The 22,862-nt window shown below is 42.4% G+C and carries 18 protein-coding genes; 9 read left to right on the forward strand and 9 right to left on the reverse strand.

Features of this window, described 5'->3' with window-relative positions; all coding sequences use genetic code 11:
* Entirely contained in the window at positions 1–2,889 is a 2,889-nt protein-coding gene (rapA, locus tag PCRYO_RS11695; RefSeq protein WP_192941323.1) for an RNA polymerase-associated protein RapA, read from the reverse strand.
* Between the two features lie 708 nt (positions 2,890–3,597).
* Here rapA and PCRYO_RS11700 point away from each other — a divergent pair.
* The 3 genes from PCRYO_RS11700 to PCRYO_RS11710 all read left to right on the forward strand — a co-directional run bounded on the left by PCRYO_RS11700 (position 3,598) and on the right by PCRYO_RS11710 (position 8,086).
* The gene (locus PCRYO_RS11700) at positions 3,598–5,910 is read left to right on the forward strand and encodes a sensor histidine kinase (protein ID WP_011514596.1); all 2,313 of its coding nucleotides are present in this window, start codon (positions 3,598–3,600) and stop codon (positions 5,908–5,910) included.
* Positions 5,911–5,994: 84 nt separating this feature from the next.
* Complete coding sequence (locus PCRYO_RS11705) at positions 5,995–6,963, forward strand: response regulator (RefSeq protein WP_011514597.1); 969 nt, start codon at positions 5,995–5,997, stop codon at positions 6,961–6,963.
* Positions 6,964–7,147: 184 nt separating this feature from the next.
* Positions 7,148–8,086 carry a D-2-hydroxyacid dehydrogenase gene (locus tag PCRYO_RS11710; RefSeq protein ID WP_011514598.1) on the forward strand — a complete coding sequence of 313 codons (939 nt, stop codon included), beginning with the start codon at positions 7,148–7,150 and terminating at the stop codon, positions 8,084–8,086.
* Between the two features lie 19 nt (positions 8,087–8,105).
* Here PCRYO_RS11710 and PCRYO_RS11715 read toward each other — a convergent pair whose 3' ends face one another.
* Positions 8,106–9,728, reverse strand: a complete 1,623-nt coding sequence (locus PCRYO_RS11715) for a flavin-containing monooxygenase (protein ID WP_011514599.1) — start codon at positions 9,726–9,728, stop codon at positions 8,106–8,108.
* 136 nt (positions 9,729–9,864) lie between these two features.
* Entirely contained in the window at positions 9,865–10,578 is a 714-nt protein-coding gene (locus PCRYO_RS11720; RefSeq protein WP_011514600.1) for an RluA family pseudouridine synthase, read from the reverse strand.
* A gap of 353 nt (positions 10,579–10,931) precedes the next feature.
* Here PCRYO_RS11720 and trxA point away from each other — a divergent pair, with 353 nt between their 5' ends.
* The 3 genes from trxA to PCRYO_RS11735 all read left to right on the forward strand — a co-directional run bounded on the left by trxA (position 10,932) and on the right by PCRYO_RS11735 (position 13,637).
* Entirely contained in the window at positions 10,932–11,258 is a 327-nt protein-coding gene (trxA, locus tag PCRYO_RS11725) for a thioredoxin (RefSeq protein WP_020444406.1), read from the forward strand.
* Positions 11,259–11,787: 529 nt separating this feature from the next.
* Positions 11,788–13,056 carry a transcription termination factor Rho gene (gene rho / locus PCRYO_RS11730; protein WP_020444407.1) on the forward strand — a complete coding sequence of 423 codons (1,269 nt, stop codon included), beginning with the start codon at positions 11,788–11,790 and terminating at the stop codon, positions 13,054–13,056.
* Between the two features lie 341 nt (positions 13,057–13,397).
* Complete coding sequence (locus PCRYO_RS11735) at positions 13,398–13,637, forward strand: hypothetical protein (protein WP_011514602.1); 240 nt, start codon at positions 13,398–13,400, stop codon at positions 13,635–13,637.
* Positions 13,638–13,923: 286 nt separating this feature from the next.
* Here PCRYO_RS11735 and PCRYO_RS11740 read toward each other — a convergent pair whose 3' ends face one another.
* On the reverse strand, positions 13,924–14,808 hold the full coding sequence (locus tag PCRYO_RS11740; protein WP_011514603.1) for a KPN_02809 family neutral zinc metallopeptidase: 885 nt from the start codon (positions 14,806–14,808) through the stop codon (positions 13,924–13,926).
* Between the two features lie 541 nt (positions 14,809–15,349).
* On the opposite strand from PCRYO_RS11740, the gene PCRYO_RS11745 reads away from it, so the two are divergent.
* Positions 15,350–15,706 (forward strand): hypothetical protein, encoded by a 357-nt coding sequence (locus PCRYO_RS11745; RefSeq protein ID WP_011514604.1) that lies wholly within the window; start codon positions 15,350–15,352, stop codon positions 15,704–15,706.
* 178 nt (positions 15,707–15,884) lie between these two features.
* Here PCRYO_RS11745 and PCRYO_RS11750 read toward each other — a convergent pair whose 3' ends face one another.
* From PCRYO_RS11750 to rpmI, 5 genes are all read right to left on the reverse strand, one after another.
* Positions 15,885–16,184: an integration host factor subunit alpha gene (locus PCRYO_RS11750; protein ID WP_011514605.1), complete on the reverse strand. Its 300-nt coding sequence runs from the start codon at positions 16,182–16,184 to the stop codon at positions 15,885–15,887.
* A 247-nt stretch (positions 16,185–16,431) separates the two neighbouring features.
* Positions 16,432–18,837 carry a phenylalanine--tRNA ligase subunit beta gene (gene pheT, locus PCRYO_RS11755; RefSeq protein WP_011514606.1) on the reverse strand — a complete coding sequence of 802 codons (2,406 nt, stop codon included), beginning with the start codon at positions 18,835–18,837 and terminating at the stop codon, positions 16,432–16,434.
* A gap of 104 nt (positions 18,838–18,941) precedes the next feature.
* Positions 18,942–19,997 (reverse strand): phenylalanine--tRNA ligase subunit alpha, encoded by a 1,056-nt coding sequence (gene pheS, locus PCRYO_RS11760; RefSeq protein ID WP_011514607.1) that lies wholly within the window; start codon positions 19,995–19,997, stop codon positions 18,942–18,944.
* Between the two features lie 339 nt (positions 19,998–20,336).
* Complete coding sequence (gene rplT / locus PCRYO_RS11765) at positions 20,337–20,693, reverse strand: 50S ribosomal protein L20 (RefSeq protein WP_011281252.1); 357 nt, start codon at positions 20,691–20,693, stop codon at positions 20,337–20,339.
* A gap of 150 nt (positions 20,694–20,843) precedes the next feature.
* Positions 20,844–21,041, reverse strand: coding sequence for a 50S ribosomal protein L35 (gene rpmI / locus PCRYO_RS11770; protein ID WP_011514608.1), 198 nt, complete (start codon positions 21,039–21,041; stop codon positions 20,844–20,846).
* 534 nt (positions 21,042–21,575) lie between these two features.
* Between rpmI and hisIE the strand changes: the two genes are divergently transcribed.
* Positions 21,576–22,418, forward strand: coding sequence for a bifunctional phosphoribosyl-AMP cyclohydrolase/phosphoribosyl-ATP diphosphatase HisIE (hisIE, locus tag PCRYO_RS11775; RefSeq protein ID WP_011514609.1), 843 nt, complete (start codon positions 21,576–21,578; stop codon positions 22,416–22,418).
* 189 nt (positions 22,419–22,607) lie between these two features.
* The gene (gene tatA, locus PCRYO_RS11780) at positions 22,608–22,850 is read left to right on the forward strand and encodes a Sec-independent protein translocase subunit TatA (protein WP_011514610.1); all 243 of its coding nucleotides are present in this window, start codon (positions 22,608–22,610) and stop codon (positions 22,848–22,850) included.
* The last annotated feature ends 12 nt before the right edge of the window (positions 22,851–22,862 follow it).

Below are 22,862 nucleotides of genomic sequence, written 5' to 3' on the forward strand. Positions count from 1 at the left end.
TTATGGTTTTACTGCCACCAATACACGGATAGAATCTGGCACCAATGACAAGCCCGCCAATGCTTGCTCGCCTTGCAATTTTAGCTGCTCTAAACGCTCAATCTCTGCTGGACGCACGTTTGGATTGATGGTTTGTAGATGCTTAAGACGTTTGATCTCACGCGACCACTGCTGGCTAAAGCGGGCACTTGCTTGTTCACCAATCTCAGTCAACTGCTGACGAGCAATATCTTCCGCTTCATAGTAACGCTGCTCGATGACATCGCCGCGTACTTTAATCACTTGGCGGGCACGGTTTTTATCCAGACGCTCAATGTGCGGCATGATCATATCGGCACTGATACGCGCTGACAAATCGCTGCCCTGCTCACTGATAAAGACGCGGATATTTTGCGTGCTCAAGGTAGCAGGCAAGTTAAGCAGTTTTGGCGCAATGGCTTCTACACGGAAATTCACTTCCAACATTACCATGCCCTGTGGTACCGCAGCGCTTTTTAGCATTGCAACCGTGGTATTACCAAAGGTGCTGGTACTTGCTAGCTCATAAATCGCCTGCATCAATGGATGTTCATGAGTAATAAAAGCAATATCCTCACGTTGCAGCGCTTGCTCACGCTCAAAAGTCAACGTCATACCATCTTCATCACCGAGTGGCAAACCATCGATATAATCACTAATCTCAGTGCTGTCAATCGGTGAAATCACCCACGAGCCATCGCGTTGGATATTGTGCTCGATATTGGCTGAGGCAAAAAAGCGCTCGATAAACTGCGGTAATAGATTGTGCCCATCAAAATCGCGCATGGCATCAGCGATACGTCCAGCAACGCGCGGACGGCATGAGTTGTATTCTAATAGACGATCACGACCAGCTTGCAATTGTGTTTCAAGTCCCTGTCGTGTCTGTGCTGCTTCTGCGATAATATCTGCTAATATTGCACGATTGACGTCGTTATCGGCACCCTCAAGCATCGGTTTTAGCTCTTGGATATACTGCTCTTGTACGCTCTGCGCTGTTGGTGAAATCTGATTAAACATATTTAGCGCATTGTTATACCACTGATATAGACGCTCTTGCGCGGTACCTTGGACATAAGGTACATGTAGCATAATTTGCTGCGTCTGCCCGATACGATCTAGGCGACCGATACGCTGCTCCAAGGTATCTGGATTGGCGGGCAAATCCCATAATATCAGCTGGCTTGCAAACTGAAAATTACGACCTTCCGACCCAATCTCTGAGCATAATAATATCTGCGCGCCTTCACCATCAGCAAAGAACGCCGCGGCTTGGTCACGCTCAAGCAAGGTCATCTGCTCGGTAAAGATAGCAGTCTTAATACCCGCATGTAGACGCAATACCGCTTCCAAGCTCTCAACGGTCGCACCACTACGGGCAATTAACAGTACTTTTTTGTGCTTAAGCTCACCCTTTAAGATATCAATCAGCCAAGGCACACGTGGGTCGTCTTCCAACCAGCCACCATCAGGTTGATTTTCTTCGCCCCATAGCTGTTCACGCAATTTACCATTGGTTTGATAGCTGTCGACCCATGCTTCAGGTAATGGCAGTGGATAAGGCTGGCTACTACGACCATAAAAACCTTTTACACTCTCACGAGTATTACGGAATAAAATACGTCCCGTACCATGGCGATCTAGCAATTCGTTTAGGGCATAAGTACGGAGTTTTTCGTCTTCGTTAATCGTTGCTAATTCATCGATACTAATCGTCAGTAAACTGCTCAGTGCGGCAATTTGACCATCACTTAAAGGTTTATCTTCTATTAATAGGCTGGCGACGGCTGCCGTTTCTGCAAAAGCATCTTGACCATCGATAAACTCATCTAAGTCATCAAAGCGATCTGGGTCTAATAGACGCAAACGGGCAAAGTGACTTTGCGCCCCAAGCTGCTCAGGTGTCGCCGTCAATAGCATGACTCCTGCCGTCTCTTCAGCAAAATCTGCAATGAGGTCGTACTTATCATTGCCGCCTTGAGCTTCATCCCAATGCAGGTGATGCGCTTCATCGACGACCAATAAATCAAACCCTGCTTCCATCGCCTGATCATACAAGTCAGGATGATCAAGAAGTAAGTCCATACCAGCGATGACACATTGCTCAGTCATAAAGACATTTTGCTCAGGGTCATGCTCTTTAATCGCTGCGGTACGCACCAAATCAAACAGCGCAAAGTTGAGATTAAAGCGGCGGCGCAGCTCAATCATCCACTGGTATTGCAGACTGTCTGGTACAAGAATCAATACACGCTCAGCTTTACCAGTCAGTAGCTGCTGATGAATAATCAAACCTGCCTCAATAGTTTTACCCAAACCAACTTCATCAGCCAGCAACACACGCGGTGCGATACGTTTGCCAACTTCATGAGCGATATAGAGCTGATGCTCAATGATATCGACGCGCGCGCCCATCAAGCCTTTAAGCGGGTGACCTGCAAGCGCTGATTGCATACGCAAAATATCTTGACGCAAATCGTACCAATCACTGCGCTCAATACGACCTGCTAGCAAACGCTCAAGTGGTTTCGCCAAAGTAATATTAGCAGCCAAACGGGTTTCCATAATGGCTTTTTCATGCTCATTTACACTGTACTTGAGCACGCCCATCACTTCTTCAACAGCATTTACTGTATAGCTCTTACCTGCCTGATCAGAGATACTATCGCCGACTTTAAACACCACACGAGATAACGGCGCAGAGTTTTTTGCATAAACGCGCGTCTCTTCACTTTGCGGAAATAAAATGTGCACACATCGGTCGTCTACATCGATGACCACACCTAAGCCCAGCTCGGACTCCGTATCAGATAAATAGCGTTGACCAACGGCGAATTCGGTGCTGTGCAATGAAGCGATAGAGATAGTCATAGGGCGATGTCTTTTTGTACTCAGATGATAAGAAAATAGGTAGTTTACGATGCAAGCCATGCTTGCTGGATCAGTCACATGGACGAACTGATAATTATTGGATATACGTTTATTCAATATACGGTCATTCAGTATATTGTCACGAGATATATCAGGCACATCAGCTTGTAAGCCAAATCCGTCGGTAAAACAGATCATTATATAACGTTAGCGCTTAGATGAGTGCGTTAAGTTCACTTTTCAAGAGCAGATTTCTGCAAGATAAAGTCAAGGCTAAGCATAAGTTGGGCTTATAAACCAATAAGATAACGACTCGCAAGTAAACAAAAAATATTGTTATCGTAAAATTGTTGCTGTATTGTTAAAAAATGCAATAGAACATCTCTCTTAATACCAAGGCTATTCAATTTAACTAAGTCATTAGACTTTTAGCTAACTACTACTTATATAAAAAATAGCATAGACCTCATAACCGTTATCGATGCTTTATCAGCGATTATGAGTATGCTATTGCCTGTAATAGTCCATTAAGTTATAAGTTGACTTTATTATCATAATTTTAAGTTATGTTAATACTGTTTTTAGTTGATGTTTCTGACTAATGTTTACAAGCCATTTTGATGAAACTTAACCATATATTTAGTTGTAGCCAATCCATCCCATTGGCAATTCTTTTTGTGCTCCCTACTCCCAAGGACAAATCCCGTCATGAGTGCCTCTAAAAAAGTTGGCTTTTTTAATCAAGTCAGTACCCAAGTTACCACTATTTTGTTCATTGCTTTTGCGGTCGTACTTGCGGTCGTTGTCTATGTCGTTGATAAAGAAGGCCATGATAAAATCCGTCTTGAGTCAGCAAAGCTGGTCGCTGAACGTGGTAATACCGCGGTTAATAGTATCTCAGCCGACATCAATCGTGTCATGCGTAGTGCCTTGCTGTTACAGCAAAGCGCGCAAACGCTGCCACCGCAAGAGAATATTTTGCAAGTCAGTACCGCCAATGCATTCGATAAACGCGACTATAACTTATTGGGTAGTGGCGGCATTTGGCCAGAAAAAGGCGCTCTTGGTGCCAATACTGCAACCCATCCGTTTTTGATGGTACGCCAAAACGGTGATTATCAAGCGGTACTAAGCGATCCAAACCCAACCAATCCTTATTATCAAGAAGATTGGTTTAGCGTCTTAAAACTACTCAAACCTGACAGCTGTATCTGGAACCATGTTCGCGCCAGCCAAACCAAAGGCGAGCTTGCCATGAGCTGCGGTGTCGCAATTGAGCGTGACAATCAGTTTTGGGGTGCCAGTACGGTTAACTTTACCCTAAACCAGTTGCAAGAGAACATCGTCAAGTTGAGTGAGAGCTCTGGTTCAGGCTACATTTTATTATTAGATAACAGTGATAAGGTAATCGCCTCATCTAACCCTGAACGCTTAAGCTATATTGATGAAGCAACCGGTACACCACTTGATATCAAACAAGTTATCAACTCTGACCCTGCTTGGAATCCGGTATTAAACTTCTTGGAAACTCAGCGTAACGAGATTATCGAGCAAGTTGCAGCTAGCGTGTCACCGCAAGTTCAGCAAGTATTGAATACAATTGATAAAGCAGAAACAGGTGATTCCAAAGGTTATTATTTGGTCAACTATGCTGCTTACCTAAATAACGGTGAAAACAAGCAAAATGCTATGGATAGTCGCTTGCTACAAAGCTTTGAGCTGACCAATGATAACTTTTATAACGGCAGTCAAGCCTATGTCTTTGAGATTCCTGAAACCTATTGGAAACTTATCGTTGTCCAACCTGATGCTGAGATTAACGCCATTGCCGACAATTTAAGTGAAAACTTGATTAACTGGATTGCGTTAGCGCTCCTTATCACCGCTGGTATTATCTACTTTATGCTAACTTTCTTAGCATTCAAGCCATTGAAAGAAACCACTGATAAAATTTCTCTCGCAGAAAACATCATTAATAACAAGCAGTACAACAAGCTAAGCTCAGTTAAATTTAAGACAGGTCGCAACGAGATTGGACTGGTAAACGGCTCTATTAACGACCTATTAGATCGTATCCAATCTAACGAAGGTAAGCTTGCCAATATCAATCAGCAGCTAGAAATTAAAGTAGAAGAACGTACTGCTGAGCTGCAAGATACGCTAAAAGAGCTGAAAAACTCACAGCTGCAATTGATTCGTTCAGAAAAAATGGCGACGTTAGGTCAAATGGTTGCTGGTGTTGCTCATGAAGTAAATACGCCATTATCTTATGTGCAAAATAACCTTGAAATTATCGGACAGCTAACTGAGCAATACGAAGAGCTGATTGAACTGGTACAAGGGTTAAAAGCCGTTAAAACTGATGCCGCTGCTGATGGCAAAATTGACAAGCTATTGGCAGATATCGTCCGTGCGTCTGATGAAATCCAAGAAGATGATTTGTCCGCTGAGCTAAAAGAGCTGATTAAAGACTCGCTATTTGGCGTCGAGCAAATCACCGAGATGGTGCTTAATCTTCGTAACTTTGCCCGTCTTGATGAGTCAAAAGTGAAGACCATTGATGTGCGCGAATGTATCGAAGCCTCGCTGAAAATCGCGGGTAACTCTATCAGACATCAAGAGATTGTCACTGATTTTGCGCCGACACCTGAAATTAAATGCTCACCGTCACAGATTAACCAAGTCTTGGTGAACTTGCTTAATAACGCCGCGCAAGCCATGGGCGAAAAATCTGATGGCAAAATCGAAGTGCGCACCCGTGCCGATGACAGCAATGTTTATGTTGATGTCATTGATAACGGTAAAGGCATGAGCTCAGAAGTGCTCAGTCAGATATTTGAGCCGTTCTTTACCACTAAAGGCGCAGGCGAAGGTACTGGTCTTGGTATGGCAATCAGTCAGCAGATTATGGAGCAGCATAATGGCGACATTAAAGCCGTATCGACTGTAGGCGTTGGCACAACCTTTACCTTAACGCTACCCATTAATAATGATCTGACAGAAAAAAGCCTAGCGGCATAATCGCTAGGTTCTGTTGTTATTTTAATTGCTATTTTAATGATTATATAAAACTATATCACTGTTATTCATCATAAGGATATCATCATGAATGAATTAGAAAATGACACCAGTAATAACATCAGTACCGCTGAGTTAGGGGTTGAAGCGAAACCGAAGCTGGCTTTTATTGACGATGAACAACGTATTTTACGTTCGATGAAACTGTTGTTTCGTAAAACGCATGACGTTTTTATTACCACTGACCCGACTGAATACATCGACTATATCAAAAACAACCATGTACACGTTGCAGTCAGTGACCAACGTATGCCTGAGCGGGTTGGCGTTGATATCTTGCGCGAAGTAAAAGACGTATCACCTTCTACCATGCGTATATTATTAACCGGCTATGCTGATTTAAACGCGATTATTGGCTCTATTAATGATGGTGAAATTTACCGTTATTTAACCAAGCCATGTAAATCTGAAGAACTGCTCGCTGTCGTCGGACGCGCCACTGAAATCGCTTTGACTTATAACCCAGACGAAAACGCTGAGCAATTTGACAGCTCAGGCAACAAGCAAACGCTATTGGTCATTGATGAGACCAATGAGTTGATCGAGCAAATACGTAAGCAATTCTCTAATAACTATAAAGTGCTGCACGCCCAAGGTTTAGAGGAAGCTTACGATTATTTAGCGAACGAAGATATCGGTGTTTGTATTACCGACATCAATGTCAGTGGCGAAAATATCGCGCCGATTATCTTTACCCTAAAGCAAGATGCGCCGCATCTGGTGGTCTTGGTACAGACCGAATTTCAAGATGCTGGCTTGCTGATTGATTTGATTAATAAAGGTCAGGTTTATCGCTGCTTACCAAAACCAATGCGCGCAAGCCTCCTTGAAATTAGTGTCAATCGTGCATTCCAGCACCATGCAAAACTAAAAGCCAGCCCTGAATTGGTCAAACGTTATGAAGTCGAGCACGATCCTGAAAACGATGTGCGCATTGACTTGAGCAGTCGTGTACGTAGTCTGATCGGTAAATTGCGTAAGCGTTTTTCTTTATAAGCGCAAAAAAATAAGTAAGCGCAAGAAACGAGTGTCTCAATAAATAAAACCTCTATTTCAGCTTGAAGTAGAGGTTTTTGCTTTGCGCTTTTTGACATGTTTTTTGACTAAATGCAGCAACGTGCTACATTAAGCCGATAATAAACAAAACCTATTTACGATAACAACGAGATAAGGAATCATCATGCAAGCGGTTTTTTTAGATAAAGGCACTTTTTCTGATAACGTCGATTTGCCAGCACCCGCTGGCGTTACTGATTACATTACTTACGATGATACGCCTCAAGCACTGATCATTGAGCGCTGCAAAGACGCCGATATTATTTTTACTAATAAAGTGCAAATCAATGCCGAAGCGATTGCTAATTTGCCAAAGCTAAAACTTATTCAACTGACCGCTACGGGTATGAATAACGTTGACCAAGATGCTTGTGCTGAGCATAATATCGCGCTCTATAACGTCGCCGGTTACGCGGTGAAAAGCGTGCCTGAGCATACCTTTATGCTGATGCTAAATGCCATGCGTGCCGGTCTGCATTATCATAATAAAGTCACCGATGGCACGTGGGCAGATAATGGTAATTTTTGCCTACTTGATATCCCGCTTATAGATTTGGAAAATAAAACGCTGGGTATTATTGGCATTGGTACCATTGGCAAACGTGTCACTGATATTGCGCGTGCTTTTGGCATGACGGTATTGTGGGCGGAGCACCAAGGGCGTATGCCGCGTAATGATGACTATACAGCGTTTGAAGACGTACTGGCGCAGTCCGATGTACTGAGCTTGCATTGCCCGTTAAATGAGAAAACTCAGCACCTTATTAATGCAGACACCTTGGCCAAAATGACTAAAAAACCTCTACTTGTCAACGTCGCTCGTGGTGGTATTGTGGATAGCCAAGCGCTTGCTGATGCCATTAACAATGAGCAGATTTTAGGGTATGGCAGCGACGTTTTTGAGCAAGAACCCATAGCTGCCAATGATCCTTTACTGGCTCTTGGTGAGCATCCACGCGTGATATTTAGTCCGCACAATGCGTGGGGCAGCAAAAGCGCGCAAGAAACCTTATGGCAAATGCTTAGTAAACAAGTCAGTGATTTTATCAATCAAGCTCAGTAATATTAATAATTAGCAAATTCTAACGATTAAACTGTAGCCACTCATCTTTGATTTTACGGTATTTGAGCATGATGCGATCGGTGACATAGTTGTTGTTCACCCGCCAAGGATAGCGATCACCTTGTTTTGGCAGCTCATCCTTGGCACGGCTGACATACCCTGCTGATAGTGCCCCAAGTACCGTATCTGCCTGCGTTTTCACTTTTTCGTGCTCAGTCTCAGCCTGCGCACATACTGTTTTGTATCCTTCTTTATTCATATAACTCAGTAAACGCAGCACATACTGACAGGCCAAATCAATCTTCAATGTCCAAGACGCGTTGGTATAGCCAAACATGATTGCCATATTTGGTACACCCTCAAGCATCACTGCTTTGTAGGTCATTCGTGCGCCTACATCGATCGACTCCCCATCGACATATAAAGCTGCACCGCCTAGCATCTGTAATTTTAGACCCGTCGCAGTAACGATGATATCTGCGTCCAAATGCTTGCCTGATGCTAATGCAATACCCGTTGAGGTAAACTGGCTTATGCTATCGGTTACCACTTCAGCGCACTTGCTATGCAAAGCTTGAAACAAATCGCTATCAGGTACCGCACACAAACGCTCTTCCCAAGGATTATAAGCCGGCTTAAAATGGGCAACATCCACGCCACTACCTTTAAGCTCTTTTCTAACTTTATGGTTTAATAGCGCTTTCATCATCTTTGGCGCATAAATCGCCACCCGATAAACACCTTGTTGAAACATCACATTGCGCGTACGCAACAAGGTGTACGCCTGTGCTTTTGATAAAGGTGAGAATTTACCTGATAGCCAGTCAAGCGCATTATCATCGCCTGGTACGCTTGCAACATACGTCGGTGAGCGTTGCAGCATGGTGACATGACGGGCACATTGTTTACTACTTTCATCGACCAATGCCGGTATCAGTGTCATCGCCGTCGCGCCACTACCAATGACGACGACCTTTTTATCGTCGTATTGTGTTTCTTGCCAATGCTGCGGGTGGACTATTTCACCTTTGAAATTTTCTTCATTTTTAAAATGTGGTCTATAACCAGTTTCATAGTCATAATAACCGGTCGCTCCAACGACAAAGTTTGCCGTTAAGCTCAATACTTCACTGGTAGCATGATTTTTAATCATCGCCGTCCATTGCTGACTGTCGCTTGACCATGATAACTGCTGTACTTCATGCTGATAGCGAATATGCTCTACCACTTTAAACTCGCGTGCTGTATCAGCAATATAGCTTTTAATGTCTGCACCTTTTGCAAGCATCTTATGATCCAACCACGGACGGAAATTATAGCCAAAAGTCAGCGCATCCGAGTCAGAACGAATACCAGGATAGGTAAACAAATCCCATGTACCGCCCAAATCCTCACGTTTTTCTACGATTAAAAATCGTTGGCTATTAAGTTTGAGGCGTTTTTTCTGCTTAACGCTTTTACTATCAAAAAGACTTCGATGACTTTTTTGCGAGCTCTGCTGCTGCAAATGGCAAGCCATGCTGATGCCTGCGATACCCGCACCAATAATCAGTACCTCATAATCTGCAGGAGCATCTGATGAATAAGGTTTAGCTTTAAAGCGCTTCTTAAGCGCCTGCTTGGCAGTAGTCATATTAAGCATAATACAATCCTTGTTTTTGCAAGTTGGCTGACCTATTAGAGCGCAGGATGCCTTACTAATTTTCCATAGCAGCTTTACCTAGCAACTTTATCTAGTAATTTGCAACAATACTAGATTTTAGTTTATTTTAAAAATACTAAAAAGGCGTTGGACTTTCCCAGTCCATCCACGCTCCAAGCGTTGGATGTTTTAGGCGCAGTTGCTGTGCATGTAGATTTAGTCTTGGCGCAATATCCAATGCAATACCTTCTGCATAAATCGGGTCACCAATCATCACATGTCCGATATGTACCATATGGACGCGCAGCTGATGACTACGACCAGTGACTGGTTTTAATAGGACGCGAGTTACTATTTGACCATCACATTCTTCATGCGCCAATATTTCATATAAAGTCAGCGCATGTTTTGACCAGTTAGGATCGACGATATGACGCGGTTTGGTTGCAGGCTCATAGCGTACTGGTACCGATATCTTGCCAGTAGCGCCAACGCTGTCCCATTGACCAAACACTCGTGCTTGATAATTTTTTTGCGGTAGTCGGTCGATGAACTGCTTACTAATATTGGTTTGTGCCGCTGCATTTTTGGCGAAAATAAGCAGGCCAGAGGTATCCATATCGAGGCGATGAATCAGTTTGACGGCAGGATTGGCACGTTCAAGGCGAGCTAGCAAGCTTACTTTTAAGCTCTTACCGTCGACACTCAATAGTCCTGCTGGCTTATCGACTACCCAGATATCTTCATCTTCATAGACGGTAACTTTTTTTGCAAATGTTTGAAAAAAATCAGGCGAACGGGTTTTTTCTTCAGCATTAAGGGCATCGATTTTTTCATCTGTAAAGGGCATAAATGTGGGCTACTTATATGAATGGACTTATATTAATCAGTTCGGATATAAAAATCAGAATCCGTTATAGAATCAAAATGCAAATAATCTTAATGAGCAGTTAAAAGCAAAAATCAATACAGTAGGTAACAGATAAAAGCCAACCCTGTATCCTTATGTGTCGATTTATTGTGCTAATCGTAATTGTTAAACAATTTAACCAGTCTACGTCTGTCAACTTTAGGCAAACATGTTAATATAATGGCAGATTTATACACATTCTTAACATTCGTTAGCTGGTCATCATTTTGGTATGACATTTATTGTTTTATCGATAAATGGTGATACATATAATAAAACAAGAGAGAAAAATTATGTCAGACCTTATTGTTAATACCACTGATGCCAACTTTGACCAAGACGTCTTACAATCTGACGTGCCAGTATTAGTTGATTTTTGGGCAACATGGTGTGGTCCTTGTAAAGCAATCGCACCTATTTTAGAAGATTTAGCGACTGAGTACCAAGGTAAAGTTAAAATCGTTAAAGTTGACGTTGATAACAACCCACAAGCGGCAAGCCGTTTTGGTATCCGCAACATTCCTACCCTATTCGTATTTAAAGGTGGCGAAAAAGTGGATTCAGTCATGGGCTTACAGCCAAAAGCTGAATTGGCAAAAGTATTAGATAAGCATCTATAAATTAACGCATGCTTGCTTTGGTCATTCTTAGTAAAAGCGCTGAAAGCATCGTAAACATCAAAGCCATTATCTGATACAGATAGTGGCTTTTTTGTTGATTTTATGAGCAAAAAGCTAGATTACTTTACTTTTTTGGCAAAAATTATTGACAATACTATCTTTAAGCCCGTATAGTCTGCTGATAAGAGAACACTAATGGCTCTCCTAAATATCTTGTCGCTATTCTCCTCGTGTTTATCAACAAAAACACCATCGTCATTATTAAATACCACTACTGACCGAATGACTAAACACAATGACTGATATTGAGTTTTTGACGCAGACTCTTATGTAGATTTCTTTATCTTCACCTTTTATAACTTGTCTGCCTCTCTTGCGACAAGCTCATAAACTGACACATAAAATCAAAACTACATAAATTTTAACTCTGTATATATACCCTCTATCGCCCTAATAACATTGTTTTAATCACTGTCGTGATTTATGAATAATGGCATCTCTCATCTTATCAACTGCTAACGACCTATCTATGAATCTTACTGAATTAAAGAAAAAATCAATCGCTGAGCTACTGGCCATCGCTAAAGAGATGGGTCTTGATAATATGGCACGTAGCCGTAAACAAGACATTATCTTTGCCATTCTAAAAACTCATGCCCGTAACGGTGAGGCCATCTATGGTGATGGTGTGCTTGAAGTGCTCCCTGACGGTTTTGGTTTTTTGCGCTCATCTGAAGGCTCTTATTTAGCAGGTCCTGATGATATCTATGTCAGCCCAAGCCAAATTCGCCGTTTCAGTCTAAAAACTGGCGACAGTATCGCAGGCACGATTCGTCCACCAAAAGACTCTGAGCGTTATTTTGCACTATTAAAAGTCGGTGAAATCAACTTTGATACGCCAGACCGCTCACGTCATAAGCTTATCTTTGAAAACTTAACGCCATTATTTCCAACTGAGCAGCTAAAACTTGAGCTAGGTAACGGTACGACTGAAGATTTGACTGGTCGTATTATCGACCTGATCGCACCGATTGGTAAAGGTCAGCGCTCTATTATTGTGGCACCGCCCAAAGCGGGTAAAACGATGCTGCTACAGTCAATAGCACAATCGATCACTCGTAATAATCCTGAATGCTACCTCATTGTGCTGCTGATTGATGAGCGTCCAGAAGAAGTCACCGAGATGGAACGTACTGTACGCGGTGAAGTGGTTGCCTCAACTTTCGATGAGCCGCCACAGCGCCATGTACAAGTGGCTGAAATGGTCATTGAAAAAGCCAAGCGCTTGGTTGAGCACAAGCAAGACGTGGTCATTCTGCTTGACTCGATTACCCGTCTTGCCCGCGCCTATAACACCGTTATTCCTTCATCAGGTAAAGTGTTGACCGGTGGTTTGGATGCCAATGCGTTAGAGCGCCCAAAACGATTCTTTGGTGCTGCTCGTAATATTGAAGAAGGCGGCAGCTTGACCATTATCGCCAGTGCCCTTATTGATACTGGTAGTAAAATGGACAGCGTTATCTTTGAAGAATTCAAAGGTACCGGTAACCAAGAGATTACCCTTGAGCGTGATCTGGCAGAAAAGCGTGTCTTCCCTGCCATTAATATCAAAAAATCGGGTACACGCCGTGAAGAACGTCTGCTTGATGAAGATAAGCTGCGTAAAGTTTGGATCCTGCGTAAATTGCTACAGCCGATGGATGGTGTACAAGCAACTGAGTTCTTATTGGACCGCTTAAAAGAAGCCAAAACCAATGATGAATTTTTTGAGCAAATGAAGCGTAAATCACAAAATTGATTTTAAATCTTTTACGACAATAGAGTTATATAAATAATTGACGTTTTACTCATAAAGGCTGCCTATAAGGCGGTCTTTTTGTTTTTATTACTATTGGCTCTATCATTGGGAATAATTCGCGTCGAGAACAGTTAGCTTACTATCAGGATAAATACAATAACCCTAAGCAAAGGCACTACCAATGACACAGTGAGGCAACATAATTTACAGCTTACTTGCAAAGCTTAGCGTTTTTACTACGACCAGATTTATATATAAGGGCTACTATAAGGGTTAAGAACATACTGAAATATATACTGTATACTTAGTATTTTAAACTTGACGATTTAATAGGTGATATTATGAAACTTGCTAAAACTATCGCAATGACGGCTCTAACTAGCTCTGCTCTTATTATGGGTGGCTGTGCTACTAACGGATATAGCACTGGTCTAAGTAATACAGCTAAAGCTGCCACTGCTGGCGCTGCTGCCGGTGCACTGATCAAAAGTAAAGGCGATAGCAAAGATATCGCTCGTGGTGCAATCGCTGGTGCTGCTATTGGCGGCGCTGGTGGTTATATCTATGATCAAACCAGATAATCAGTTTTGGGCAGCTCTTTTGGCGCATATATTTTAATGAAAGATATTACCTAGCCAACTAGCTGACAAAAAAGCCTGCAATCAATTGCAGGCTTTTTTGTGTCTAACCATTACTATAGTCAGGGAAAAGTAATATCAATACATCAAGTGCTGCTGATATTAATTTTTCTTGCTTGCTGTGCCTATGCAGACAGAGGCTGCAAAAAATTTATACCAGCAGCACTGTAGCGTTTTTGAGATATTTTAACTATACCAATCAATATAACTGGTTTTATAATAATCAGTGCTATAAAGCACCGCTAAACGTATCACAAGTTTGCACATTACCGCTCTCTAGACCGCGCGTAAACCACTCTACACGCTGTTGGCTAGTACCATGAGTAAAGTTATCAGGTACTACCGCCCCGCCTCCTGCACGTGCTAAGCGATCATCACCAATCTGACCAGCAGCATTGATAGCTTCGTCGATATCACCTGCTTCTAAAAACTGTACGCGCTCTTGATTGCGCTGCGCCCAAACACCAGCAAAGCAATCAGCTTGTAGCTCTTGTAGGACAGACAATTTATTTGCTTGTGCCCGAGTCACTTGACGGCTGGCCTCATTTACTTGCTGAGTAATACCAAGCAAAGTCTGTACATGGTGACCTACTTCATGGGAGATCACATAGGCTTGGGCAAAATCGCCCGCTTTGTTCTGATTGTCACTATCCCCGGAGTTTTGGATATCACCAGAGATACCAAGCTTTTGACGCATCTCTACGAAAAACGACGTATCTAAATAGACCGTTTGATCACCTGGGCAATAAAAAGGACCAGTCGCTGAACTGGCACTACCACAAGCAGAACTGACTTGCCCATTAAACAAAATCAGTGACGGCTCTTTATATGTACTACCCCCCTCATTGAATATTTGATGCCAAACCTCTTCAGTATCTGCCAAGACAACTTTGACAAACTGTGTATCCCGATCGTCACTGGTAGCTGGTTCAGTAGATGTATTACCACCGCCTGCGACCTCTTGACCTGTTTGCAATGCGGTCATGGGATTTACCCCAAACACTAGCCATAAAATACCAGCAATAATGATACCGCCGATACCGCCGCCCATTAGCTTACCGCCACCACTACTAGTACGCACATTAGTACTGCCACGTCTGCCTTGCCATTTCATAATCCTTCTCCCAAAAAATACGATATCTTATGCCACTCATATCGATCATGATTCATGTTATATAGTTTTTAGCTCAATCCTTTGATGTCATATCTTGATAACCTTTGCTAATTTAATCTGCCACAGACTACAAACTGCTTTAAAACACTTAGCGCTTTTTTATATTTACAGCCAGTTATTATGACTACCATTTAGCATTACTTATGTATCCGCTATCTTCTTTATTATGCTGTCATAAATAGCGCAAACAGATACAAAGTACCAGACATAAGAAATTTCTCTGCAATAAGCAGATGTCGTTGATTATACGTCGATTAATTTGACTTTTTGTATGGATAATTATGTAAAATAAGTAAAATAAAACCCTATTTACAATTTTATTGTAACTTAATTGTACAACCTCTTTCTATGCAGAAAGAAATCATATAGAATGCGTGGAAGCTGAGTAGCTGTGACTAAGACTAGTTGAATATCTGAGACATCTCGGATGTTCAACCTTTTTTGCTGCTACTGCTCATTTAATTATCCCGGAGAAAACCTTATGAACTTAAAATTACTTGCTCTAGCTGGTATCATGACTGCAACTATGGGCTTAACTGCCTGTGATAGCAACAAAGAAAACGCTGCTGAAGATTTATCTGACGCTCAAGAAGAAGTAACTGATGCTTCTGAGCAATTAGACGAAGCTGCTGCTGAAGGCGAAGCTGTTCCTGCTGAAGCAGAAGCTGCTGTTGCTGGCGCTGAAGCTGATATCGCTGATGCACAACTTGCTACTGCTACTGACGAAATCGATGCTGAAGTACCTGTAGACGGTACTACTACTAGCGTTGACGTAGCTAGCGAAACTCCAGCTGTAGACGCAGCTGACGAAGTTGTAGTTGAGCAACCAGCTCAGTAATTTTTATTTTTATAAATAAAAATACTGTACTAAAAAAAAGAGAGCTTATGCTCTCTTTTTTTATGCCTGCAATTTATGTTTTATATAACTGAGACAATGTCGCATAAAAAAATGATGGCTATAACAGTCGATTTAATAGACAACTGCGAACCATCACTTTTAATCTTACTCACTACTATTATTGGTCAAATAGGCGCTCATCGACCTGTTGACGGAATTTTTGTCCTGTTTTAAAGGTCACAACGCGGCGCGCTGATACCGCGACGGGCTCCCCTGTCTTAGGGTTGCGTCCTGGGCGACTATTTTTGTCTTTAAGCTCAAAGTTGCCAAAGCCTGAAAGCTTGACCTCTTTGCCATCAATCAAACTCTCTGACAGTTCGTCAAAAAAATTCTCTACCAAACAGCGACCTTCTTGGCGCGTTAGGTTTAGATGATTCATCAAATGCTCAATCATGTCAGATTTGGTTAAGGTGCTCACAGTACGACTCCTATGCTATGTCGTGATGTCGAATATCATGGTTTAGCGGTATGAGAATTAGTGTTAGCTATTATAAAGGTTTTTGTGCGTCTTTTTAATAAAGTCTGCATTAAAATCCTTTATTAATAACTACTTAACTTACTCTATGAATAAAATCTTCTATCAGTTAATAATTTTTATAAATAGCAAAAATCCATAGCCTCATTTATATTGAGGCTATAGAGTATTTGTCTTTTTCGATTAGAGGTTAGCTGTCACGTAGCTGTGCTGAATGCTCAACCGTTAATGCTTGTACCACTTTATCAGTGACCGTTTTTACAGCGTCATCCGATAAGGTTTGCATTTTATCTTGCCATATCAAGGCAAATGCTAATGAGCGTTGACCTGCTGGCACTTTTTCGCCTTGGTATACATCAAACAGCCAAAGATCAGTCAAGAGTGCACCTGATGCCTTACGTATAGTTGACTCTAGTGTTTGAAGGCTGATATCGCTGTCTACTAATATAGCAATATCGCGGCGTACTTGCGGGAATTTGCTTGGAGTGGTGATGGCATGCTGTTCACGAGCAAGCGTTAGTAACGGTGCCAATGACAACTGCGCAACCCACGTAGCTGGCAGATCCAACTGTTTAGCGGTATTAGGATGCAGTTGACCCAACCAACCGACATACTGATCATCGATATAAAGCTTGGCACTTTGACCCGGATGCAAGAAAGCTAGCTCACTACGCTCATAGCGGATACGCGCACTATCCATTTGTGCAGGTAATAACTGCTCAATATCATGCTTAAGATCATAAAAGTCTAATGCACGGTTTTGATACGCTTGCTCGTCCCAAATATCTCCGACTGCTACCAATGCAATACTTGGCGTTTGCACCAACTCGCTAATACTTTGACCAACAAAGCTAAGCCCTGTTTCAAAGAAACGCACTCGCGGCTGCTGACGATTTAAATTATATTGTACACAAGGCAATAAGCTTGATAGCAAAGTACGGCGCATCACGGCTAAGTCACTAGAGATAGGATTGGCCAATGCCAACACTTCGCCCAATGCTTCATCATCAAGCAAGGCTTCTATTTTTGCGTCACTAAAGCTAAAGCTAATTGCTTCCATATAGCCATTATCGACTAGCGAAAGCTTCATCTCATGCGTCAAATCTGCGGTATCGTCATAATCCATGCTGACTTGCAGGTGCGGCAAGACGCTTGGAATATTGTCATAGCCATAGATACGAGCAATCTCTTCGATCAAATCTTCTTTAATGCTCATGTCAAAGCGATACGATGGCGGCATGCAAATCAGGCTATCTGCTTGCTGCTCTACCTTAAAGCCTAATTGAGTCAAGATACGTACCATGACTGCAGGCTCAATCTCAATACCGATGACATCACGGACTTTAGTAATCGGCAGTGTAATAGGTGCACGAGCCGGTAAATGCTTGCTACTTTCGACTGTGATTATTTGCCCCGCTTGAGAATTCGTTACACTGGTAATCAAATCAACAGCACGCGCTAAAGCAAGCGCTGGCAATTCAAAGTCTACCCCACGCTCAAAGCGTTGTGAGGCATCAGTATGCAGACCAAAACGGCGTGCGCGTGCAGCGATAGCCAATGGATTAAAGAATGCGCTCTCTAACACAATATTGGTGGTGCTATCAGTCACACTACTGCGTTGACCGCCCATAATTCCGGCAAGTGCAAGTGCGCCTTTATCATCAGCAATGACCAATTCATCACCGGTTAAGGTAATAGTTTGCTCATTCAACAAAGTAATCGTTTCTTCAGACTGTGCCAAACGCACAACGATATCGCCCTTGATAGTATCAGCATCAAAAGCATGTAGCGGCTGACCCAATTCCATCAAGACATAGTTGGTCACATCAACCAAAAAGTTGTGCGAGCGTAGTCCTGACTGAACCAGCGCATCTTGCATCCACTTTGGCGTATCGATACTACGATCGATATTGCTTATCGACTGTAAAAGGTAGCGTGGACAAGCTTCTACAGCACTGACTGTTACAGCTGGCATCACTTCGTTTTGAGTGAAATCGATATTATCAGGGATATTTGGCATTTGTAACGGCAAATCGTTAATGACGGATATCTCGCGCGCAATACCACGTACGCTAAAACAATCACCACGGTTTGGGGTGATAGAAATATCCAATATTTGATTGTCTAAGCCCAGATATTCACGGATATCCATACCAATTGGCGCATCTGCTGGCAGCTCAAGTAAACCATCGATGCTGTCGGTTAAATCAATTTCAGAAGCGCCACAGAGCATACCGTTAGAATCGACACCGCGTAGGTTGCCATTTTTAATTGTGAAGCCTTTTTTGTCATCACTTGGCAAAACTGCACCAACAGTCGCAACAGGCACTTTCATACCAATAGTCACATTGGGTGCACCGCAAACGATTTGTAACGGCTCAGCTGCACCAATATTGACCTGTGTGACACGTAATTTATCGGCATCTGGATGCTGCTCAACGCTGATAACTTCACCAACGACCACACCACTGAAGGCACGGGCGACTGCAAAGCGATCATCAATCTCTAGCCCTGCCATCGTGAGTTGTTCAGCCAATTGCTCACTGCTATTGTTGGGGTTTACCCATTGACGTAGCCACTGTTCGCTAATTTTCATAAGTATCTCGGATCAGAATTTTATAATAAATATTTTGAAGTAAAGGTTGGCACATTAACTTGTTATATTAACAAGGAGCACTTTTTATATAAATAAAGAGCACTCTAGCCAAACTGCTTTAAGAAGCGTACGTCGTTTTGGAAAAACAGGCGCAAATCATCGATACCGTAGTACAGCATCGCAAAGCGCTCAATACCCATACCAAAGGCAAAACCAGTATATTTTTCGGCATCAATACCGCAGTTGGTCAGCACTTGTGGATGTACCATACCGCAGCCCATGACCTCAAGCCATTTACCATTATCATCGAGGATATCAACTTCAGCTGACGGCTCGGTAAATGGGAAAAATGACGGGCGGAAACGTACGGTTAGCTCTTTGGCAAAAAACGCTTCCAAGAACTCACTAATCAAGCCTTTTAGCTCAGCAAAAGTGCTCGACTCGGTAACCATTAAACCTTCTAGCTGATGGAACATCGGCGAATGGGTTTGGTCCGAGTCATTACGATAGACGCGACCGGGACAAATAATACGAATCGGCGGCTCATTCTTTTCCATGGTGCGAATTTGCACGGGACTGGTATGCGTACGCAGTAAATAATGCGCATCAAAATAGAAGGTATCGTGCATCGCCCGTGCTGGATGATGCAACGGAATATTAAGCGCTTCAAAGTTATAGTAATCGCTCTCAACTTCAGGACCAGTGGCTACATTAAAACCCGCTTGTATAAAATACTGCTGCATACGCTGGGTAATCATGGTCACAGGATGCAAATGACCTTTTTGACCACCGCGAGCAGGCAAGGTGATATCAATGCTCTCGCTTGCAAGCTTGGCATTTAGTGCAGCCACTTCTAGCTGCTGCTGCTGCTCTGTCAACGCATCTTGAATACGGCTACGGACTTGATGCAACCAGCCGCCGTAGGTTTTTTTATCGTCGCTGCTGAGTTTACCCATCTGCTTTGACCAGCCAGTTAAGGGACTCTTTTTACCGGTCAATTGCACCCGCAAATCTTGCAACGCACGCACATCAGTTACTTGTAGAATCAAGGCTTCAGCGGCACTAGCCAACTCATTTAGCTGAGCTTCATTAAGATCGCTTAGCTCTGTGGACAAGGTCGGTAGCGCCGACAAATCGGTGGTAGCAGCAGGGGTAGTCATAAGACGCATTCTTCCTGATTTAAACGGACTATTAATAATAGTGATAGGTAATTGTAGGGATTTGACCAAATATTGCAAACCATTTACCCATTCATGTGACGATAATTTCAATGATATGAATGGCTTGAATATTTAGACGATGATAAACGCTATCCTATAACAGCGTATGTGATTCTGGTACTAAAAGTAGGCAGTCAGATAATGTGATATAAAAAAAGCCACCGACCAGCGGTAGCTTTTATTAATATCAACCTATTAATCAATATTATTCCTATCCATGTAGATAACTACTTATCAATAATGATTTAAAAAGCAGCCTACCTAAAGGAAGGTTAATATTTATGCTAGTTCCGCTTTAGCTTTTTCAACCAACGCTGTGAAAGTCGCTGCATCATGCATAGCGATGTCAGCAAGTACGCGACGATCGATTGCAATGTTAGCTTTTTTCATGCCATTGATAAAGCGGCTATAGCTTAAGCCGTTTAAGCGTGCACCAGCATTGATACGTGCAATCCAAAGACGACGGAAAGTACGTTTTTTGTTGCGACGGTCACGATAAGCATATTGACCAGCTTTGGTCACTGCCTGTACCGCTACGCGGTAAACACGTGAACGGGCACCGTAGTAGCCTTTTGCACGCTTTAAGATTTTTTTGTGACGACGATTCGCCTGTACACCACGTTTTACACGGGCCATAAATTACTCCAAGATATTTTTAATCATTATTAAACGAATCACGATGTCATCAGATAATAGACATCGTTATCAAATTGCAAAGTCATATACTTTTAATTCAGTCGCTATTCATTAAACAGCGCTTAATTAAAGATAAATGACGATAGCCTATTAAATGTATGGGCACATACGACGAACTGCTGCTTCGTCAGACTTGTGCACCAACTTAAGACCACGCAACTGGCGAATACGCTTAGGTGATTTCTTGGTCAAAATATGGCTTTTGAATGCTTGCTTACGCTTAAAGCCGTTCGCTGTTTTTTTGAAGCGTTTAGCTGCACCGCTTCTGGTTTTCATCTTATTTTTCATGATGATTTGCCTCTTTTTCTGTTTTAGAACCTGGTCGTCAAATAGTCAATAATGATTAGTGGCTGTAAAAACAGGCACCAAACCTCTATTTGCCTCGAGGTGGGAGGCGACATTTTAACAGATCGTGCGCTGTTTTGCCAAGGAAAGTTTTAACGCTGTTTAGCGTATGTTGTTCTTTCTAATCACAAATACCTTGCTGCTTATTTTCGTCTTTCAAAACTTGGTTATTAGCCACTTAAAGCACACGCTTAGAAGCAAAAACTGAGCAGCCACAAGCGATAGCTAGATGAAAACAAACTAGGCGAATTAAAAACACTGTTAATTTGCAATTCTTGCTGTATCAAAATTCAGCTCGAGTATAATTGTGCTGTATTTACTGATTTAACATATTGAATGTCAGCTTAAGCTGTGTTTAAGTAGAGACTGCGTGTTGATAAAGCGCTTACATGAATGACAAATAGGCTGAATAACTATTATTTAGCGAATACTTAGCGACTTTTTATTATTTTCTACTTATAAGATGGCAACAAGATTATGACTTCACCTGATTGGCTGGCTGCCGTAAATTTTAATGCTGATGGTTTGATTCCTGCAATTGCACAAGATTATGTGTCAGGGCGTATTTTGATGATGGCTTGGATGAATGCCGAATCCCTACAATTAACCGCACAAACGCAGACGGCAGTGTATTTTTCGCGTTCGCGTGGCAAGTTATGGCATAAGGGCGAATCCTCTGGACATACCCAACGCGTACATGATATTCGTCTAGATTGCGACGCCGATGTGATTGTCCTTAGCGTCACTCAAGTCGGTGGTATTGCTTGTCATACTGGGCGCGAGTCTTGTTTTTATCAGCGTTTGGATTTATCAGGGCAAACGCCTGCATGGCAAACCGTCGATAAGGTATTAAAAGATCCTGCTGATATTTATCATTCAAGCGATGCAGAAAAAGCCACTCCTAAAACTAATGAGACGCAGGCTCACGATGTAATCCCTTCAGATGCCAATACCAATGACACTACTAATCGCTCTATTTTGCAACAGCTTGACGGTGTATTGGCTGAGCGCAAGCATACGGATGCCGATAGCTCATATGTAGCAAGCTTATACGCCAAGGGTTTGAATAAAATCTTAGAAAAAGTTGGTGAAGAAAGTACAGAGAGCATCATCGCTGCCAAAGACTTTGCTAATTGCAATGAAAATACGGATAAAACCCAATATGACGAAGCGCGTCATGAGCTTATCTATGAAGTCGCTGATGTTTGGTTCCATACTTTAGTAGGTTTGGCTTGGTTCGATATCGAATCAGAGGCAGTATTAAATGAGCTAGGTCGACGCTTTGGTCTCTCAGGTATTGATGAAAAGGCGGCTCGATAGCGTTTTATAAGATTAGCCATTACCCTGTTTGATTATTGTTGCTTTCACCTTTTTGTCATAACAGCAGGTTATAATATAGTGACGTGTCACTTCGCATAAGCGGTCGATAGCTTTTGTGTACGATCACAATATTCTATACACTCAACGTATTCCTATAAAGACTGAAAACCAAGACATAAGGATAGCATTATGGGCAGTTTTTCCATTACGCATTGGCTGATTTTATTGGTGGTGGTGGTTGTCGTATTTGGCACCTCCAAACTGAGAAATGCTGGTAAAGATTTGGGCGGCGCGGTCAAAGGTTTTAAAGAAGCCGTCAAAGATGAAAATACTGAACATGCCAAAAAGCAAGTGGTGCTCGACCATGATGGCAACGCACACACTGAAGAGCGCCCAACAACCACTAAGGTTGATGACACGCATAATGTATAGCATCTAGACAGT

Source organism: Psychrobacter cryohalolentis K5, assembly GCF_000013905.1.
Lineage (GTDB): Bacteria > Pseudomonadota > Gammaproteobacteria > Pseudomonadales > Moraxellaceae > Psychrobacter > Psychrobacter cryohalolentis.

Excerpts from the sequence above, each read along its gene's own strand:
- tatA (WP_011514610.1), top strand. The coding sequence starts at position 22,608 with ATGGGCAGTTTTTCCATTACGCATTGGCTGATTTTATTGGTGGTGGTG.
- PCRYO_RS11735 (WP_011514602.1), top strand. The coding sequence starts at position 13,398 with ATGAAACTTGCTAAAACTATCGCAATGACGGCTCTAACTAGCTCTGCT.
- pheS (WP_011514607.1), bottom strand. The coding sequence starts at position 19,997 with ATGACTACCCCTGCTGCTACCACCGATTTGTCGGCGCTACCGACCTTG.
- PCRYO_RS11710 (WP_011514598.1), top strand. The coding sequence starts at position 7,148 with ATGCAAGCGGTTTTTTTAGATAAAGGCACTTTTTCTGATAACGTCGAT.
- trxA (WP_020444406.1), top strand. The coding sequence starts at position 10,932 with ATGTCAGACCTTATTGTTAATACCACTGATGCCAACTTTGACCAAGAC.
- hisIE (WP_011514609.1), top strand. The coding sequence starts at position 21,576 with ATGACTTCACCTGATTGGCTGGCTGCCGTAAATTTTAATGCTGATGGT.
- PCRYO_RS11720 (WP_011514600.1), bottom strand. The coding sequence starts at position 10,578 with ATGCCCTTTACAGATGAAAAAATCGATGCCCTTAATGCTGAAGAAAAA.
- rplT (WP_011281252.1), bottom strand. The coding sequence starts at position 20,693 with ATGGCCCGTGTAAAACGTGGTGTACAGGCGAATCGTCGTCACAAAAAA.
- pheT (WP_011514606.1), bottom strand. The coding sequence starts at position 18,837 with ATGAAAATTAGCGAACAGTGGCTACGTCAATGGGTAAACCCCAACAAT.
- PCRYO_RS11705 (WP_011514597.1), top strand. The coding sequence starts at position 5,995 with ATGAATGAATTAGAAAATGACACCAGTAATAACATCAGTACCGCTGAG.
- PCRYO_RS11745 (WP_011514604.1), top strand. The coding sequence starts at position 15,350 with ATGAACTTAAAATTACTTGCTCTAGCTGGTATCATGACTGCAACTATG.
- rho (WP_020444407.1), top strand. The coding sequence starts at position 11,788 with ATGAATCTTACTGAATTAAAGAAAAAATCAATCGCTGAGCTACTGGCC.
- rapA (WP_192941323.1), bottom strand. The coding sequence starts at position 2,889 with ATGACTATCTCTATCGCTTCATTGCACAGCACCGAATTCGCCGTTGGT.
- rpmI (WP_011514608.1), bottom strand. The coding sequence starts at position 21,041 with ATGAAAAATAAGATGAAAACCAGAAGCGGTGCAGCTAAACGCTTCAAA.
- PCRYO_RS11715 (WP_011514599.1), bottom strand. The coding sequence starts at position 9,728 with ATGCTTAATATGACTACTGCCAAGCAGGCGCTTAAGAAGCGCTTTAAA.
- PCRYO_RS11700 (WP_011514596.1), top strand. The coding sequence starts at position 3,598 with ATGAGTGCCTCTAAAAAAGTTGGCTTTTTTAATCAAGTCAGTACCCAA.
- PCRYO_RS11740 (WP_011514603.1), bottom strand. The coding sequence starts at position 14,808 with ATGAAATGGCAAGGCAGACGTGGCAGTACTAATGTGCGTACTAGTAGT.